Genomic DNA, 17,842 nt, shown 5'->3' on the forward strand with positions numbered 1-17,842 from the left:
CGCGTCCCGCCAAGCGCCTGGGTCTATACTCCGTAGCGCAACGTGGCGCCATGTCCACGGGGCTTGGCTGTCCTTATGCAGACAGTATGCGGGCGGGGCGGCTATAATCGGCAGTTTCTGCCCCAAATCCGCAGGACCGCATGCTGTTCGAACTCAACCGCGCCTCGCGCGCCGAAATCCTGGCCGAAGCGCGCCAGATCGCCGGACTCGCGCTGCCGATGATGGTCGCCCAGATCGCCCAGGTGGCCACCAGCTTCGTCGACACCGTGATGGCTGGCCGCGTCGGCACCGACGACCTGGCCGCCGTGTCGCTGGGCGCCAGCGTGTTCATCACCGCCTACGTGACGCTGATGGGCGTGGTCGCCGCGCTCAATCCCATCCTGTCCCACCATTTGGGCTCCCGAGACCAGCGCGCCTTCAGCCACGACGCGGCCCAGGGCCTGTGGTTCGGCCTCATCCTCGGCATCCTAGGCGGCGGCCTGATGCTGGCGCTGGAAGCGCCGCTGCGCCACTGGCTGCACCTGCCGCCCGAGGTCACCGACAAGGTGATGCTGTTCATCTCCGGCGCGGCCATCGGCATGCCGGCGGCGATGATCCACCGCGCGCTGCACGCCTACGCCTCCAGCCTGGGCCACCCCAAGGCCATCATGGTGGTCAGCCTCTTGGCGCTGGCGCTGAACGTCCCGCTCAACTACATCCTGATCCACGGCCTGTTCGGCATGCCCAAGATGGGCGGCGCCGGTTGCGGCTGGGCCACCGGCATCGCGTTCTGGTTCAACTGCCTGGCGCTGCTCGCCTATGTCAGCTGGCATCGCAATTTCCGCGACAATCGCATCCTTGCCGGGCTGGCCGCGCCGGACTGGCGCCGCTTCATCGCCTTCCTGAGGCTGGGCGTGCCCATCGGTCTGTCTTTCTTCGTCGAAGTCAGCCTGTTCTCCTTCATCGCGCTGCTGATCGCCGAGCTGGGCACTGTGGTCGTGGCCACCCACCAGTCGGTGCTGAACTTCTCCAGCCTGATCTACATGCTGCCGCAAAGCGTGGCCACCGCGCTGTCGGTGCGGGTCGGCCACCACGCTGGCGCCGGCGACTACAAGGCCGCCCGCTTCATCTCCGGCGTCGGCATGTTGATGGGGCTGGCGATGGCAGGCGGCGCGATGCTGCTGGTGCTGCTGCTGCGCGAGCCCATCATGTGGATGTACAGTACCGATCCCAGAGTGATCGCGATGGGCACCTCGCTGCTGCTGTTCGCCGCCGTCTATCAACTGACCGACGCCGCCCAGACCATCGCCTCCGGCGCGCTGCGCGGCTACAAGCTGACCGCGGTGCCGATGCTGATCCACATCACCTCGTTCTGGATGGTGGGCCTGGGCCTGGGCATGCTGCTGGGGCTGACCGACTGGATCGTGCCGCGGATGGGCATCTATGGCTTCTGGACCGCGCTGGTGATCAGTCTGACCGTAGCCGGCCTGCTTCTGACCTATTATCTGGCCCGCGCCAGCCGCAAGCGGCTGCACCGCGACCAAGGAATCCTGTTATGACCCTGCAGTTTCGCGCGGATGTCGACCTGCGCCCCTACAACACCTTCGGCATGGCCGCCCGCGCCGCCCACTTTTGCCAACTGGACAATGCCGCCGACCTGCCGGCCCTGCTCGCGCATCCCCTGTACCGGCAAGGCCCGGTGCTGTGGCTGGGCGGCGGCAGCAACCTGCTGCTGACCCGCGACTATCCCGGCCTGGTGGTCAAGGTAGCGCTGGCCGGCATCCGTCTGCTGGGCGAGGACGGCGATGACGTGATCGTCGAGGCCGCAGCCGGCGAAAACTGGCATGGCTTCGTCCAGCACGCGCTGGCCCAAGGCTGGTTCGGCCTGGAGAATCTCAGCCTGATACCGGGCACCGTCGGCGCGAGCCCGGTGCAGAACATCGGCGCCTACGGCGTCGAAGTGAAGGACCGGTTGCTGGAAGTGGTGTGCGCGCGGCTGGACCGGAACGGCGAGGCGCTGACGCTGTCGAACGCCGAGTGCCGCTTCGGCTACCGCGACAGCGTGTTCAAGCGCGAGGCCGCCGGTCGGCTGCTGGTGACGGCGGTCCGCTTCCGGCTGTCCCGCCGCGCGGATCTGCGCACCGGCTATGGCGACATCCAGAAACAGCTGCAAGCCGACGGCGTGGATCAGCCGACCCCGCTGGACATCAGCCGGGCGGTGGTCGCCATCCGCCAGAGCAAGCTGCCCGATCCCGCCGTGCTGGGCAACGCCGGCAGCTTCTTCAAGAATCCGGTCGTCGACGCCAGACAGGCCGCCGCGCTGCTGGAGCGCCATCCGCAATTGCCCAACTATCCCGCCGCCGACGGCCGGGTCAAGCTGGCCGCGGGCTGGCTGATCGATCAATGCGGGCTGAAAGGCTATCGCGACGGCGACGCCGGCGTGCACGACAAACAGGCGCTGGTGCTGGTCAACCACGGCCAGGCCACCGGCGCCCAAATGCATGCGCTGGCGCGCAAGGTGCAGGGCTCGGTAAGCGAGAAATTCGGCGTGGCGCTGGAACCGGAACCGCTGATCCTGTAAGCGCCCAGCCCCCGACAACGCAATGTCTTTGGAGAGCAAATGAGCAAGCAAGCGGAAGTTCTGGTATTCGATCTGGGCGGCGTATTGGTGGACTGGAACGGCATCGATCCTCTGCTGCGGCTGTCGGGTGGCCGGCTGGAGCGCGAACAGGCGCGCCTGTTCTGGATCGACAGCCCCTGGGTGGCCAAGCTGGATCTGGGCGAATGCGAGCCGCGGGAGTTCGCCGCCGCGATGACCGACACCCTGCAGCTGGGCGTGGATGCTGATGCGATGCTCGGGCAACTGTCCGACTGGCTGGCAGGCGCCTACCCCGGCGCAGCGGAATTGCTGGCCGAACTGTCGCGCCGCTTTCCGCTGGCCGCGCTCAGCAACAACAACGCGCTGCACTGGGACAAGATAGACCGCGAATTCGGCCTGCTGCCGCACTTCCGGCACACCTTCGCCTCCCACCTGCTGCATCTGCGCAAGCCGGATGCCGCCGTTTACCAGCACGTCCAGCAAACCCTGGGCGTCGCGCCGGAAGCCATCGCCTTCTTCGACGACAACATCGAATGCGTGGAAGCCGCGCGCGCTCAGGGCTGGCAAGCCTTCCACACCGCGGGCCTGCCCCAGGTCCGCGCCGCGCTGCAGGCGCAGGGCTGGCTATAAAGCGATCACGCCGCCGGCGCGCAGAAACAGGTAAAGCACGGCCAGCAGGCCGATCAGCCAGGCCAGCGAGCGCAGCGCCGCCTTGTCCGCCACGTACAGCAGGCCATGCGTGACGCGCGCCAGCGCGAACACGGCGGCGGCGGCGTTCATCTCAGCAACCGGCACCTTCATCAGCCATGCGGCCGTTACGGCCGCCAGATAGGTGGGCAGCGCCTCCCAGGCGTTCTGCTGCGCCCAGTTGGCGCGCTGGCGGTAACCCGCCAGCTGCGCCGCCCACTCCCGCGGACGATGGTTGTCGTAACGCACCCCGGCCTTGGCCACGCCGGCCCAGGTCAGCGGCAGCATCGCGGCCAACAACAGACTCCATAGTACGAACGGCATCGACTTCTCCTTGTCTTGACAGCGCTCAGTCGGGGCCCGGCTTGCCTCCAAGATAGCGCCCGTCGTCAAAGGTCGCCACCCAGCGCGGCTTGTACACCACCAGCACCGCGAGCAGCAAGCCGGTGGTGAAGGCTTCCGACCACGACAGCAAGAAGTAATAAGGCAATGCTTCCTCCAACAGCGCGTCCCAGGGGTAGGCGCCGGCCAGGCCCAGCGCCAGCACGCCGCACAAGGCCGCCGCCAGCAGGCTAGCTCCGCCGGCCAGGAAGCCGTTGACGAAGACGTAGATGAAAAAATGCGCGGGCAAGCGCCGCCGCGCCAGCTCCAGCATGCCGGATGTCACCGCCACCGCGGGCAGAGCCGTCAATAGCCAATTGAGCCCCAGCGCCCGCCAGTCGGCGTGGCCGGCCGCGGCCAAGGCCAGCTGCACCGCCGCCAATGCCAGCATCGCCAGCCATGGCCCCATCAGCAAGGTGAACAAGGCCGCTCCCAGCAAATGGAAGGACAAACCCGGCTGCAGGCCGCCGCGCAGCAGCCATAGCGCCAAATCCAGCACGCAGGCCCCCATCCAGGCATTCAGCGCGGCCGGATCCAACATGCGCCATCGCACCCGGAACGCGGCGAAAGCCAGCGCCGCGGCCGCGAGCGCGCCGGCCAGCCACGGCGCCCAGCCGGCAAACAGCAATGCGGACAAATCCATGACGTTCAAATCAAAAGAAACCGGGCTTCAGCATAACAGATGCCCGCGCGCCCTCCGGGACTTTCGCCGCCGGCGGACGCGCCAACTCCGGCTCCTGCCGTTACAATACGCTTTTGGATGGAGACCTTCATGCCCCTGCCCGCCCACCACCTGATCGCCCAACACGTATCCCTGGCCCTGGCCGAAGACATCGGTTCCTGCGACTGGACCGCCCGGCTGATAGCCGCCGACAAGACCGGCGCCGCCCGCGTGATCGCCCGCGAAGACGCGGTGATCTGCGGCCAGGCCTGGTTCGACGAATGCTTCCGCCAGGTGGATGCGCGTTGCCGGGTGGAATGGTTGGCCGCCGAGGGAGAAAAGGTGGCAGCGGGCAGCGAGCTGTGCCGCATCGGCGGCCCGGCCCGCGCGCTACTCACCGCCGAACGCAGCGCACTCAACTTCCTGCAGCTGCTGTCCGGCGTCGCCAGCGAAACCCGCCGCTACGTCGACGCGGTTTCCGGCCACCGCGCCCGCATTCTCGATACCCGCAAGACCCTTCCCGGCCTGCGGCTGGCGCAGAAGTACGCAGTCACCGTAGGCGGCGGCGCCAATCAGCGCATCGGCCTGTTCGACGGCATCCTGATCAAGGAAAACCACATCATGGCCGCCGGCGGCGTCGCCCAGGCGATGGCCCAGGCGCAGGCCGGCCTGCCGCCGGGCGTCACGCTGCAGATCGAGGTGGAGTCGCTGCCGCAACTGGAGGAAGCGCTGAACCACGGCGCCAAACTGGTGCTGCTGGACAATATGTCGCTGGACGACATGCGCCGCGCGGTGGAGATCAGCGCCGGCCGCGCCGAGCTTGAGGCCTCGGGCGGCATCGACCTCGACAGCGTGCGCGCCATCGCCGCCACCGGCGTCGACCGCATCTCCGTGGGCAAGCTGACCAAGGACGTGCGCGCGCTGGATCTGTCCATGCGCTTCACCCTGTAACGCGCTACGCAGCCATGGGCAGAGCTGTCATACTGAGGACATGCCTACTATAAGCAAAGCATAGCCCTCACCGTTCATGGACATGACTCCGCCCAGATTCGGCTCCCGCTCCGCCCGCCACGCCAAATGGGGCGCCGCGCTATTGTTGCTGGTGACCCTCGCGTTGCTGGCGGTGGACCTGTCCACCAGCTACCGCCAGCTGGAAACCGAAGCCGGCCGGCAAGCGAGCGGCCTAAGCCAGCTGCTGGCGGAAAGACTGAGCTCCGGCATCCACGAGGCCGGCCTGATCCTGCAGAGCAGCAACCAGATTCCCGAAATCCAGCGCCTGCTGCGCAGCGGCACGCTGGAGCCCGGCGCGCGCCAGAACCTGACGCAGAAGCTGCTGCAGCTGCTGCAGCTGGCGCCCTACCTCAGCCGCGTCGAAATCGTGGACACCGCCTGCCAGACGGTGTTCAGCAGCAAGCTCGACGGCACGCCCCGCCCGCACCACAACGAATTCTGCCGCTGGCTGCACCGGATCGACCCCAAGGAAAGCAACTACACCACGGTGATACACAGCCCCACCGACGGCGGCATCGTGCTTGCCAACAAGCTGTACGACGGCGAAGGCAACCTGATCGGCATGGCCACCGGCCTGATCAAGCATAACTTCATCCAGGACGAGGTCAGCCGGCTGACGGTGGGAGAACACGGCGAGATCCTGGTGCTGGACCAGCGCCAGCTGACGGTGACGCGCTGGCCGCAAACCAACGGCAACGACCCGCAAAGCTACCGGCCGTTGCAGCCGCGCGAGATACTGTCCCACGATCCGGGGCAGATGCTGTTCGACGCGCCATCCAGCTTCGACGGCCGCGAACGGCTGTACAGCATGCGCCAGACCGGCAACTACCCGTTCCAGGTGGCGGTGGGCCTGTCTCGGCGCGACTTCACCCGCTACGTCTGGGACAAGGCCTGGCTGGCGATCCCGGGCTGGCTGTTCCTCTCCGCGCTGACCCTGCTGGCGCTGCGCAAGCATCTATCCAATCTGCACCAGCACCAGCAGCTGCTGCAAGGCAACGAGCGCATACGCGCCAGCGAGGAGCAGGCCAGGCTGATCCTGGACACCGCGCCGCTGGCGCTGCTGCTGGTGAACCCCCAGACCATCCGCATCCGCCACGCCAACTCGCCGGCGCGGGAAATGCTGGGCCTGCCGCCGCGCGATCCCGAGCAGGCCGCCGACAATGAACTGAACCTGCCCTTGAAGCTGCAGCCGGTGGAGCAATGGCTGCGCGAGGGAGAGGACGCGCTGCAGCAAGAGGTGGAGCTGGAGCTGGAGGACAAGAGCCGGCTATGGGCGATCGCCTCGCTGCGCCGGCTAGGACACGACAGCCAGCCGTCGGCGCTGATCGCGCTGTATGACATCTCCGGCCGCAAGCTGCTGGAACAGCAGTTGCACGAAAGCAATCAACAACTGGCCGAGATGGCGGTCACCGACCCCCTGACCCGCCTGTACAACCGCCGCCACGCCGATATGGTGCTGCGCGACGAGATCAGCCGCTGCGAGCGCTACGGCCAGACCATGGCCATCGCGGTGTTCGACATCGACCACTTCAAGCGCTTCAACGACCAATACGGCCACCAGGCCGGCGACGACGTGCTGGTGGCCGTCGCCAACGCGCTGCGCGACACCACCCGCAACACCGACATCAACGCGCGCATCGGCGGCGAAGAGTTCATGGTGATCTTCCCCTACACGCGGCTGCGCGACGCGCAAAAAGTGATGAGCCGGCTGCAGATCGCGCTGACCCACACCACCTTCCCCTTTGTCGAACAACGCATCACCTTCAGCGGCGGCGTCACCGACTGGCGGCCGGGCGACAACCCGGCGCTGATGATGTCGCGCGCCGACAAGCTGCTGTACGACGCCAAACAGTCGGGCCGCAACGTGGTGTTGTCGGATCAGGAAGAAGCGTGAACCGGAGAATCCGGCGTTAGAAAGACGCGCCGCCCAGCGCGTCCGCCAGCATCCACATCATCGCCGCGGTCGCGCCCCAGATGGTGTGCCGGTCCCATTGCAGCGACAGATACTGGCCGGCCACGCCATCGCGGACATAGTCGTGGCGGCTGTACGCCTGCCGATCCAGCAGCAGCGGGAGCGGCACTTCGAACACCTCCGCCACCTCGTCCGGCGCCGGCGCCAGCGCCAGCGGCGGATGCAGCAGCCCCACCACCGGCGTGACCAGATAACCAGTCACCGTCACGTAGTCCGGCAAGCTTCCCAACACCCGCACCGACGATTCCGGCAGGCCGGTCTCCTCGCGCGCCTCGCGCAGCGCGGCCGCCTGGGCCGACACGTCGCCGTTCTCCAGCTTGCCGCCGGGAAAACTGACCTGCCCGGGATGGCTGGACAGGTGGTCGGTGCGGCGGGTGAACAGCACCGTGGCGCCGTCCGCGTGCCACACCAGCGGCACCAGCACCGCGGCAGCCTTCAAGCCGGGCGATGCCGCCCGATAGGGCAAATCGGCCACCCTGCCGGTGAAATCGTAGGATTGCAGCCGTCCGGCGATCATCGCGGCGGCCTCGTCTGCCTCCATGGACCACATATCGTTATCCTTTTGTCTCCCGGCGCCCGCTCTTGCGGCGGACATGTCTCCAATGTACCAAAAAAAATGCCAGACCGGCATGGTCTGGCATCTTGGCTGGCGGATATCGCTCAGCGGCGCATCGAGTCGAAGAAAGCCTGGTTCGACTTGGTGGCCTTGATCTTGTCCTGCAGGAATTCCATCGCCTCCAGGTCGTCCATCGGGTACAGCAGCTTGCGCAGCACCCAGATGCGCTGCAGCTGGTCCTGCGGAATCAGCAGCTCTTCGCGGCGGGTGCCGGAGCGGTTGATGTTCATCGCCGGGAAGATGCGCTTTTCGGCCATCTTGCGGTCCAGATGGATTTCGCAGTTGCCGGTGCCCTTGAATTCCTCGTAGATCACATCGTCCATGCGGCTGCCGGTGTCGATCAGCGCGGTGGCGATGATGGTCAGGCTGCCGCCCTCCTCCACATTGCGCGCGGCGCCGAAGAAGCGCTTGGGACGCTGCAGCGCGTTGGCGTCCACGCCGCCGGTCAGCACCTTGCCGGAAGCCGGCACCACGGTGTTGTAGGCGCGGGCCAGACGGGTGACGGAGTCCAGCAGGATGACCACGTCCTTCTTGTGCTCGACCAGGCGCTTGGCTTTTTCGATCACCATCTCGGCGACTTGCACGTGGCGGGTGGCCGGCTCGTCGAAGGTGGACGACACCACTTCGCCGCGCACCGAGCGTTGCATTTCCGTCACTTCTTCCGGACGCTCGTCGATCAGCAGCACGATCAGCACCGCGTCGGGGTGATTGGCGGTGATCGCATGGGCGATGTGCTGCAGCATCACAGTCTTGCCGGACTTCGGCGGCGCCACCAGCAGCGCGCGCTGGCCGCGGCCGATGGGCGCGATCAGGTCGATGATGCGGCCGGTGATGTTTTCTTCGGCGCGGATGTCGCGCTCCAGCTTGAACTGCTCGGTCGGGAACAGCGGCGTCAGATTCTCGAACAGAATCTTGTGCTTGGAGTTCTCCGGCGCCTCGCCGTTTACCTTATCCACTTTCACCAGCGCGAAATAGCGCTCGCCATCCTTCGGCGTGCGGATCTCGCCCTCGATCGAATCGCCGGTATGCAGATTGAAGCGGCGGATCTGCGAGGGGCTGACGTAGATGTCGTCCGGACCCGCCAAGTAGGAGGTATCCGGGCTGCGCAGGAAACCGAAGCCGTCCGGCAACACTTCCAGCGTACCCTCGCCGAAAATGCTCTCGCCCTTCTTGGCCTGGTTCTTCAAAAGCGCAAAGATCAGATCCTGCTTGCGCAACCGGTTGGCGCCGTCGATCTCGTTGGAAATGGCCATTTCAACGAGCTCGGATACGTGGAGATGTTTGAGATCAGATAAGTGCATAGCGGTCGTGAGGTCGACTCGGTAGTAATGAGGCGGAGCGCCTATCGGGGGTGTGGAAGCGTAAACGAAACGGGCGGCTTGCTTATGCCACCCGTCATGAAAGATTGTGCGTGGAGAATAGACGCTTTACAGTTGACTGTCAATGAAGGCGGTCAGCTGGCTCTTGGACAGCGCGCCCACCTTGGTGGCGGCGACTTGGCCGTCCTTGAACAGCATCAGAGTCGGGATGCCGCGGATGCCGAATTTGGGCGGAGTCTGCTCGTTCTGGTCGATGTTGAGCTTGGCGACTTTCAGCTTGCCTTCGTATTCCTTGGCCACTTCGTCCAGGATCGGAGCGATCATCTTGCACGGACCGCACCATTCGGCCCAGTAGTCGACCAGCACCGGGCTGTCGGCCTTCAGGACATCGTTTTCAAAAGAATCGTCGGTTACGTGCAGGATCAGATCGCTCATGGCTTCCTCGTCAAAATTGGGTGTGCTTAATTCGGGATGGTAGCAAGCGGCGGAGCGGGCGGCAACCTGCGGCACAAAGTTCCCTTCCCCCTTCGTTCAAGGGGTTATCCTCGCATAAACGAGCGCCTGACTTCGACGACGCTGCTGCAAATCGCCGGCATTCGGTATAATGACCGGCTGTTTACATGAGAAGGACACCAAATGGGCTTTCTGCAAGGCAAGAAAATCCTGATCACCGGCATGATCTCCAACCGCTCGATCGCCTATGGCATCGCCCAGGCCTGTCATCGCGAAGGCGCCGAGCTGGCGTTCACCTACGTGGTGGACAAACTGGAAGACCGCGTCCGTGAAATGGCGGCCGACTTCGGCTCCAAGCTGGTTTACCGCTGCGACGTGCAGAACGACGACGAGATCAACCAGCTGTTCGCCGACCTTGCCAAGCAATGGGACGGCCTGGACGGCCTGGTGCACTCGATCGGCTTCGCCCCGCGCGAAGCGCTGGAAGGCGACTTCCTGGATTCTCTGAGCCGCGAAGCGTTCCAGATCGCCCACGACGTGTCGTCCTACAGCTTCCCGGCGCTGGCCAAGGCCGCGCGGCCGATGATGCAGGGCCGCAAGGCCGCGCTGCTGACGCTGTCCTACCTGGGCGCGGTGCGCGCGATCCCGAACTACAACGTGATGGGTCTGGCCAAGGCCAGCCTGGAAGCGTCGGTGCGCTTCATGGCCGCCAGCCTGGGCAAGGAAGGCATCCGCGTCAACGGCATCTCCGCCGGTCCAATCAAGACCCTGGCCGCCGCGGGCATCTCCGGCTTCTCCAAGCTGCTGAACATGGCCTCCAGCCAGGCCTGCCTGCGCCGCAACGTGACCACGGAAGAAGTGGGCAACGCCGCCGCCTTCATGCTGTCCGACCTGGCTTCCGGCATCACCGGCGAGATCACCTACGTCGACGCCGGCTACAGCGTCAATGCCTTGAACGTGCCGGAAGAATAAGCGCTTCCGCGTTCCAGACGCCAACGGCGCGGGCATTGCCCGCGCCGTTTTCCATTCATGCCCCGCCAATCGCCCCCGCCAGCCCCCCCTCCGGTTTTTTCACGCCACTCGGCGCTGTTTCCCGTGTCACTGACCACTCATTCCAGCAAGGGGTCGCTATTTAGAACTCACGATGCTGGTGATGGCCAGCGCCAGCCACAGTCGCTTGCCTGAAATCAGATATGGAATCGCTCCACCACGTTCTTGAGCTTGCTAGCGCGCTGGTTCAATTCGTCCAGGGTGGAGCTAGCGCTTTGCGCCACTTCCGACGTGGAGCGGGTCATGCCGTTGATGTGCTCTGTGGTGTGGGCGATATTGCCGACAGCGGTGGACTGCTCCCGGGTAGCATGGGTGATCTGCGCGAAGGTTTCTACCACCTGCCCCATCAAACCGCCAATGTTCTCGATTTCATTGGCAGCGCTCTGAGCCAGGTCCACGCTCTGGTCCACGGTGCTGCGCGCCTGCTGCATGCTGCTGACGGTGCCGGCGGTCTGCTGCTGCATGCCCTGGGTCATGGTTGTGATTTCAGTCGTCGCCTGTGCTGTGCGCTCGGCCAACTTGCGCACTTCGTCCGCCACCACGGCGAAACCCCGGCCCTGCTCCCCGGCGCGGGCGGCCTCGATGGCCGCGTTCAGCGCCAGCAGATTGGTTTGGTCCGCAATATCCTTGATCACCCCGACGATAGAGCTGATCTCCTCGGAATGCTTGCCGAGGGAGTGCAGGGTATCGCCCAATGTCGCCATCGCCTGGGACAGTTTGCCCACCTCCGCCGATACCTGCTGCATCGCGTGGCGGCCGCGCTCGGCGCTGTCATTGGCCTGGGAAATGATGGCGTTGGCGTCGGAGGTGGTATCGGCGACATGGGTCACGCTGACGGTGATCTGCTCGATGGTCGCGGCATTGGAGCTGATCGCCTGGTTCACCTGATCGGCGTCCGAACTGATGCGGTTGGTGGTCTGATGCAATGACCCCACCGCGCTCACCAGCTCGCCTGCATTGTTGTTGACCTCACCGATCAGCCGGCGCAACCGCTGGTTCATCACCCCGATCTGGCCCAGCGCGCTGTGTTCCGGCGCATTGGGCACCGCCACCGTCAGATTGCCGGAGGCGATTTCCTGCAGCACCTGCTCGATCTCGCTTACCGTGCCGCCCAGTTGGACATTCAATTGACGCCGGCCCAGCAGAATCAGGAACAGGATTTCCCCCACCAGCAGGATGATGGTCACCAGAAACACCAGCTGCGCATTGGACAGCCTATCGCGCGCCTGTTGCAGTGCGGTATTGGTGCGCTGATCCAGCAGCACGAAGAAGTCGTCGATAGGCTTCATGATCTTGGCCTTGTACTGGTGGTACTCCTTGCTGTGCACCAGCTTGCGCGCCAGTTCCATGTCGGGCTGTCCGTTGACCGTGTAATTGCCCTGCGCGTCGGCGAACTTGCCCTTCACCGCGTTCATCGCTCGCACTTCAAGATTGACCAGGCCGTCGGAGTTGGCCTGGGCTTCCTTGAGCTTGGCGAATTCGTCGTCGGTGAATCCGGCTTGCTTCATCAGGCTTTGCAGCGGCACGGTTTCGCCGTCCGGCCTGGGCTTGTCCTGGCCCGCGGCGACAAAGTCCCAGTAAATGCGGTTGTACTCCTGCGGCCGCGGCGCCTTGCCGTTGCGGATGTCCAGCACCCGGTTGTACTGCTGCTCGTAGGATGGATCGCCGGTGACGACGTAGGTGCGGCCCAGACGAGTGAGATCATCCGAACTCTGCCGCAGCTCGGAGGCGAGCAAGTAGGAATGGTAGCGGTTGTCGCTGGCGGCGCTCATCGAGTCAACCGCCTGCCGCATGGATATGAAGGTATACACCACGCCGATGAAGGTCAGCACGATCAGCACCAGCAAGCCGTTGATCACGACATTGCCGCGAAAATTGTTCATGGAGGAAGCTCCTTGCGATACGGGTCCGCCGCCTATCCCGGCGACGGAATCAGATACGGGATGCGGGACCGGTCCCGATAACGACAGCACGCGAATGGGCGGCAGCCGGACTTTGGATGATCGCGCCGACATCGGCGCGTGTCTGGAAACGCTGCATCAGCCTTTGCATCTCGTCCGCGCAGTCATTGCCTTTTTCGGAGATGATCGCCAGTTCTTCGACGAGGCATGCATTCTGCTACGTGGCGGCGCTCAGTTGCTGGATCGTGGCGTTGATCTGCCCGACCGCGCAGGCTTGCTCCTTGGCGGCGCTGGCGATTTCCTGGATCAGATAGGCGGTGCGGCGGCTGGAGTCCACGCTGGCTTCAAGCTGTTGTCCGGCCCGGCCGGCCATATTCACTCCCAGATTGGCCACGCTGGAAATTTCGCGCGCGGCCGTCTGGCTTCGCTCCGCCAATTTGCGCACCTCCTGCGCCACCACCGCGAAACCCCTGCCTTGCTCGCCGGCGCGGGCGGCTTCAATAGCGGCATTGAGCGCCAGCAGATTGGTCTGATAGGCGATGTCGTCGATAACCATGGTGCATTCGGCGATCCGCTTCATGCTTTGCACCGTCTGCTGGACGATATCTCCGCCTTGCTGCGCGTCGACGGCCGCCTTGGCCGCCATGTCTTCCGTCAAGGTCGCGTTGTCACTGGTCTGACTGATGGATGAGGAGATTTCCTCCAGCGAGGCCGCCGCTTCCGACAGGTTGGCTGCCTGCTCTCCGGTATTGCTAGAAAGGCTCTGGGAAGTGCTATTGATCTCCGCCGCCAAGTTGGACAGGCGGCCGGCGCTGCTCTGGCTGCTGGCGATGGAGGCATTCAGCCCCGCGATGGTCTGGACAATGGCGCCGGCCATGCTGTCGGCTGGGTAGCCGCCCTCGCGCGCGTTCACCGTCAAATCTCCTTCGGCCACCGCCCGCATCATGCCTGACACATGCAGCGGCTCGTCTCCCAGCATCCGGTGCAATTTTCGGTAAATGGTGCGGAACATCAGCACACTCAACACGCAACTGGCGAGCAACAAGCCAATCAGGATGGTCAGCCACAAGCCGGCCCGCGACTGGGCCTGGCTCACTGCGCGGTTAGTGCGCTGCTCCATCATCTGGTAGAACGCGTCCACCGGGCGCATGATAGAAGCCTTATCCTGATGGTACTGGCTATCATGCAAGATGCGTCTGGCCATCGCCGGATCCGGTTCTCCCTGCCGGGTAAAACCGCCCTTGCCATCGGCAAAGCGCCCCTTCATCGCGTTCATCGCCATCGTTTCGGTATTCACCAGCCGGTCTGAATTAGCCTGCGCCTCCTTGAGCTTGGCAAACTCGTCGTCGGTGAAGCCGGCCTGGCCCATCAGCGCCTGCAGCGGCACCGCGACGCCATCAGGCTGCGGCTTGCGGCCATCCACGGCCATGAAATCCCAGCAAATGCGGTTGTAATGCTCTGGACGCGGCAGCTGGCCATTGCGGATGGCCAACACTGCCCAGTATTGCCGTTCGTACATGGAGTTGCCGGTTTCGGCATAGGTGCGGACCAGCCGGGTCAAGTCGTCTGAGCTTTGCCTCAGCTCATTGGCCAGCAGGTAGCTCTGATAGCGTTGCGATTCCGCCTGCGCCTGCGTAGCCAACGCCCGCTGCAGTTGAAAAGTGCATAGCAGGACCAGCGACAGAAGCAGGATCGTCAGCCCCGCGCTTGCCGCCAGCAAAGATTTGATGCTTAGTCTCATACCCCGCCCACCTCGCGCTCAATCGTGGGAATCCGCCCTTCAAGGGGCTGTTTTGGTACCGTTATAGGTATTAATACGAACATTACCAATAGATCGATATCGGACATCGCTCTGCGCAGATGCCGACGGCGCAGGCTATGCCTGCGCCGCTTTCCATTCATGCTCCGCCAGCAAAGCCCTCTCCGCCTTTTCCGCGCCGCGCGCCATGCGCGTCAATCCAGCGCCTTCCCCTCGTCCAGCGCGCGCAGCGACTCCATCGAACAACTGAAAGCCCGCTCCAGCTCCGGCAGCAGATCCACGGCCGATGCCAGATCCTCGCCTTTGCCCAATCGCTCCAAAGTCATGCACAGCGAAGCCAGCGGCTGGGCGCCCACGCTGCCGGCGCAATTCTTCAGCGCATGGGCCGCGCGGAACAGGCCGGCGCCATCGCCGGCGTCCACCGCCTGCCGAATGTCGACCAGCAGCCGCGGCCCCTCGTCCATCCAGGCGGTCAGCATGCGCGGCAGCAAATCCGCCTTGATCCCCCGGATCGCATCCAGCGTGCCGGCGTCCAGCCATTCTCCATCGCGGCTCTCCGCATCGCCCGCCGCCGCTTCCGGTCCGGCTGGCGCCTCGTCTCCCAAAGGCAGCCAGCGGGACAACGCCGCCCCTAGCTCCTGCTGGGTAAAGGGCTTGGCCAGATAATCGTCCATGCCGGCCTCCAGGCAGCGTTCCCGCTCGCCGAGGCCGGCATTGGCGGTCAGCGCGACGATGACCAGGCGCGCGTCCCCTCCGCGCGCCTTCTCCCGTTTCCGGATCGCGCCGGTGGCCTGCCAGCCGTCCATCACCGGCATCTCGCAGTCCATCAGCGCCAGATCGAACGCGCCGTCCTGCCACAAGCGCAGCGCCTCCTCGCCATTGCGCGCCAGCGCCATTTCGCAACCCAGATTTCCCAGCATCGCCGTCGCCAGTTCCTGATTGACCAGATTGTCCTCCACCAGCAGGACGCGGCCTTTCAGCTTCGGCTGCCCGTCGTCTCCGCCCTCTTCGCCCGGCGCCACCCTGGCGACGGACGATCCTAGCTGCAACAAGGCGTTGTACAGCTCGGACCGGCGCACCGGCTTGGTCAGCACCTGGCGCGCCAGCTGCGCGGCGCCGTTCAGTTGCTGGAAGTCGTCGGCGGCGGAGCTGAGGATGATGGCCGGCGGCGCGGAGGTCCCCAGCCGCTCCCGCACCAGGCTCAGAAACATCTGCCCGTCCATCTCCGGCATCATCATGTCGGATACGATCAGATCCGCCTCATGCCCCGCCGCCAGCCAGTCCAGCGCCTTCCCGGGCTCATGGAAGGCGTGGATGTGGCACTTCCAGGACGCCAGCTGCTGCTCCAAGATCTCCAGATTGGTGACGTTGTCGTCCAGCACCAGCACCCTCATCCGCGCCACGCCGTCGGCCGGAGGCGGCGGCGACAGGCTGCTCGACGCGCGCGGCAGGCTCAGCGTGAAGTGGAACTCGGCGCCGGCGCCGGGCTCGCTCGCCAGTTCGATGCTCCCGCCCATCATGCCGACCAGCCGCTGGGAGATCACCAGACCCAGGCCGGTGCCGCCGAAGCGCCGGGTGGTGGAGCTGTCGGCTTGGGAAAAAGGCTGGAACAGCCGCTTCTGCTGTTCCGGCGAGATGCCGATGCCGGTATCCCTGACGCTGATGCGGCAGGTCAGCTCCGATGCCGTCTCCGCCACGCTGTCCACCCGCGCCAGCACCTGGCCGGACTCGGTGAACTTGATCGCGTTGCCCAGCAGATTGGTCAGCACCTGGCCCAGACGCTTGCCGTCGCCGACCACGTCCACCGGCATCAGCGGCAGCGCGCACATCAGCTCCAGCCCCTTGCCGTAGGCCGCCGGCGCCAACCGCTCGACGATTTCCTCGACCAGCAGATTGAGAGAGAACGGCCGGTTGTCCAGCTCGAACTTGCCGGCCTCTATCTTGGAAAAATCCAGGATGTCGCTGATGATGGCCAGCAGGCTCTCGCCGGAGCGATGCACCACGCTGACGTAATGGCGCTGCCGCTCGTCCAGCCGGGTTCGCCGCAGCAGGTCGGTCATGCCGATCACGCCGTTGAGCGGCGTGCGGATTTCATGGCTCATCACCGCCAGGAATTCGCTCTTGGCGCGATTGGCCGCCTCTGCGGCGTCGCGCGCTTCGGTCAACTGGGCATTGGCGTCCAGCAAGGCCTGGCTGCGGGCCTCCAGCGCCGTCTCGCGCTCGTGCAGCGTCTGGTACAGCCGGACGCGGTTGAGCAGCAGGTTGTCGTCCAGCGGCTTCATCAGGTAATCCACCGCGCCCAGGCCGTAGCCGCGGCCGATGAATTCGTCGGCCTTGAAAATGGCGGTGACGAAGACAATGGGAATGCCGCGCGTGCGTTCGGTCATCTGCAGATGGCTGGCGGTTTCGAAACCGTCCATGCCCGGCATCTGCACGTCGAGCAGGATCAAGTTGACCTCCCGCTCCAGCGTGATCAGCAGGGCCTCTTCGCCCGATCCAGCCTCCAATACCTCGCAATCGTCCAGCCGGCTCAGCAGAGCCTGCAGGGTGACGCGGTTGTTGCCGTTGTCGTCCACCACCAGTATCACGAATTTCCGGCTCATGACGCGGCGCTCCGTCCCACTCGGTAGATATGGCTGCCGCTGCGATAGGGCTCGAAGCCCATGTCCAGCGCCAGACGGTTCAGGCCGTCCTGCGGCCCCAGCACCAGGAAGCCCTCGGCATGCAACGATTGCGCGAAGCGCCGCAGCACCTGGCGCTGCAGTTCGGTGTCGAAATAGATCAGCACATTGCGGCAGACCACCAGCTGGAATTCGTTGAAGATGCCTTCGTCGGTCAGCGAATGGCGGTAAAACAGGATGCGCTGCCGCAGATGGTCGTCGGCCTGCAGGAAGCGGCCGTTCCGGGACAGGTAGGCGTCGAACAGCCGCTTGCCGCCGCTGCCCAGGTAGTTGGCGCGGTTGGCGTCCAGCGCCTGGGCGGGAAACAGCGCGCTGCTGCCCTGGGCCAGCAGATAGGGATTGAAGTCGGTGGCGAACAGGTGGCTGCGGTCCAGCAGGCCCAGTTCGTCCAGCACGATGGCCAGCGAATAGGCTTCCTCGCCGCTGGAGCAGCCGGCCGACCATAGCTTGATCAGCGGAAAGCTGGACAGATAGGGCAGAATCTCTTCGCGCAGCAGCTTCAGCTGCTCAGGATGGCGGAAGAAGCTGGTCACCCCCACCGGCAGCTCCGCGCACAGGCGCTCGAACAGCGCGACGTCGGACAGCACCGCGCGCTGGAAATCGGCGAAGCCGCCCATGTGGAACTGCCCCATCAGGTTGCGGATGCGGCGCTTCAGGCTGTCGCGCTGGTAATTGCGGAAGTCATAGCCGTAATGGCTGACCAGAGCGGCCAGGAACAGCTCCAGCAGCTCGCCCTCCGGCTGGGCGCCGGCGCCGGCCGCCGCGGCCGCGGC

15 protein-coding genes are annotated in these 17,842 nt (G+C 65.0%); 6 read left to right on the forward strand and 9 right to left on the reverse strand.

Features of this window, described 5'->3' with window-relative positions; genetic code table 11:
- Positions 1–140 precede the first annotated feature (140 nt).
- From LQR33_RS10325 to LQR33_RS10335, 3 genes are read left to right on the forward strand one after another with little or no spacing between them, the layout of a single operon-like run.
- Positions 141–1,538 carry an MATE family efflux transporter gene (locus LQR33_RS10325; protein ID WP_231468805.1) on the forward strand — a complete coding sequence of 466 codons (1,398 nt, stop codon included), beginning with the start codon at positions 141–143 and terminating at the stop codon, positions 1,536–1,538.
- Entirely contained in the window at positions 1,535–2,560 is a 1,026-nt protein-coding gene (gene murB, locus LQR33_RS10330) for a UDP-N-acetylmuramate dehydrogenase (protein ID WP_166438570.1), read from the forward strand. Before LQR33_RS10325 ends, murB begins: the two co-directional genes overlap by 4 nt.
- 39 nt (positions 2,561–2,599) lie before the next feature.
- Positions 2,600–3,208, forward strand: coding sequence for an HAD family hydrolase (locus LQR33_RS10335; protein ID WP_231468807.1), 609 nt, complete (start codon positions 2,600–2,602; stop codon positions 3,206–3,208).
- Here the strand turns inward: LQR33_RS10335 and LQR33_RS10340 are convergent.
- Together LQR33_RS10340 and LQR33_RS10345 are read right to left on the reverse strand one after the other, a co-directional pair.
- Positions 3,203–3,589, reverse strand: a complete 387-nt coding sequence (locus tag LQR33_RS10340) for an MAPEG family protein (protein ID WP_221665200.1) — start codon at positions 3,587–3,589, stop codon at positions 3,203–3,205. The genes LQR33_RS10335 and LQR33_RS10340 overlap by 6 nt on opposite strands.
- A gap of 25 nt (positions 3,590–3,614) precedes the next feature.
- Positions 3,615–4,289, reverse strand: coding sequence for an energy-coupling factor ABC transporter permease (locus LQR33_RS10345; RefSeq protein WP_231468809.1), 675 nt, complete (start codon positions 4,287–4,289; stop codon positions 3,615–3,617).
- Between the two features lie 129 nt (positions 4,290–4,418).
- Here LQR33_RS10345 and nadC point away from each other — a divergent pair, with 129 nt between their 5' ends.
- On the forward strand, positions 4,419–5,258 hold the full coding sequence (gene nadC / locus LQR33_RS10350) for a carboxylating nicotinate-nucleotide diphosphorylase (RefSeq protein ID WP_231468811.1): 840 nt from the start codon (positions 4,419–4,421) through the stop codon (positions 5,256–5,258).
- Between the two features lie 82 nt (positions 5,259–5,340).
- Positions 5,341–7,212: a sensor domain-containing diguanylate cyclase gene (locus LQR33_RS10355; protein WP_166438575.1), complete on the forward strand. Its 1,872-nt coding sequence runs from the start codon at positions 5,341–5,343 to the stop codon at positions 7,210–7,212.
- A gap of 16 nt (positions 7,213–7,228) precedes the next feature.
- Here LQR33_RS10355 and LQR33_RS10360 read toward each other — a convergent pair whose 3' ends face one another.
- The 3 genes from LQR33_RS10360 to trxA form a co-directional block, all read right to left on the reverse strand.
- Complete coding sequence (locus tag LQR33_RS10360; protein WP_166438576.1) at positions 7,229–7,840, reverse strand: CoA pyrophosphatase; 612 nt, start codon at positions 7,838–7,840, stop codon at positions 7,229–7,231.
- 110 nt (positions 7,841–7,950) lie between these two features.
- The gene (gene rho, locus LQR33_RS10365) at positions 7,951–9,207 is read right to left on the reverse strand and encodes a transcription termination factor Rho (RefSeq protein WP_021476377.1); all 1,257 of its coding nucleotides are present in this window, start codon (positions 9,205–9,207) and stop codon (positions 7,951–7,953) included.
- Between the two features lie 126 nt (positions 9,208–9,333).
- Positions 9,334–9,660, reverse strand: a complete 327-nt coding sequence (trxA, locus tag LQR33_RS10370) for a thioredoxin TrxA (RefSeq protein WP_021476378.1) — start codon at positions 9,658–9,660, stop codon at positions 9,334–9,336.
- A 201-nt stretch (positions 9,661–9,861) separates the two neighbouring features.
- On the opposite strand from trxA, the gene fabI reads away from it, so the two are divergent.
- Positions 9,862–10,650, forward strand: coding sequence for an enoyl-ACP reductase FabI (gene fabI / locus LQR33_RS10375; protein ID WP_021476379.1), 789 nt, complete (start codon positions 9,862–9,864; stop codon positions 10,648–10,650).
- Positions 10,651–10,865: 215 nt separating this feature from the next.
- On the opposite strand, the gene LQR33_RS10380 is transcribed toward fabI, so the two are convergent.
- The 4 genes from LQR33_RS10380 to LQR33_RS10395 form a co-directional block, all read right to left on the reverse strand.
- On the reverse strand, positions 10,866–12,611 hold the full coding sequence (locus tag LQR33_RS10380; protein ID WP_166438577.1) for a methyl-accepting chemotaxis protein: 1,746 nt from the start codon (positions 12,609–12,611) through the stop codon (positions 10,866–10,868).
- A gap of 235 nt (positions 12,612–12,846) precedes the next feature.
- Entirely contained in the window at positions 12,847–14,370 is a 1,524-nt protein-coding gene (locus LQR33_RS10385; protein WP_231468813.1) for a methyl-accepting chemotaxis protein, read from the reverse strand.
- 212 nt (positions 14,371–14,582) lie between these two features.
- Positions 14,583–16,991 (reverse strand): response regulator, encoded by a 2,409-nt coding sequence (locus tag LQR33_RS10390; protein WP_231468815.1) that lies wholly within the window; start codon positions 16,989–16,991, stop codon positions 14,583–14,585.
- The coding region (locus tag LQR33_RS10395; protein WP_231468817.1) for a CheR family methyltransferase at positions 16,988–17,842 on the reverse strand (855 nt) is incomplete at its 5' end. The genes LQR33_RS10390 and LQR33_RS10395, both read right to left, overlap by 4 nt.

The sequence above is a fragment of the Chromobacterium piscinae genome, assembly GCF_021129175.1.
Taxonomy (GTDB): domain Bacteria; phylum Pseudomonadota; class Gammaproteobacteria; order Burkholderiales; family Chromobacteriaceae; genus Chromobacterium; species Chromobacterium piscinae.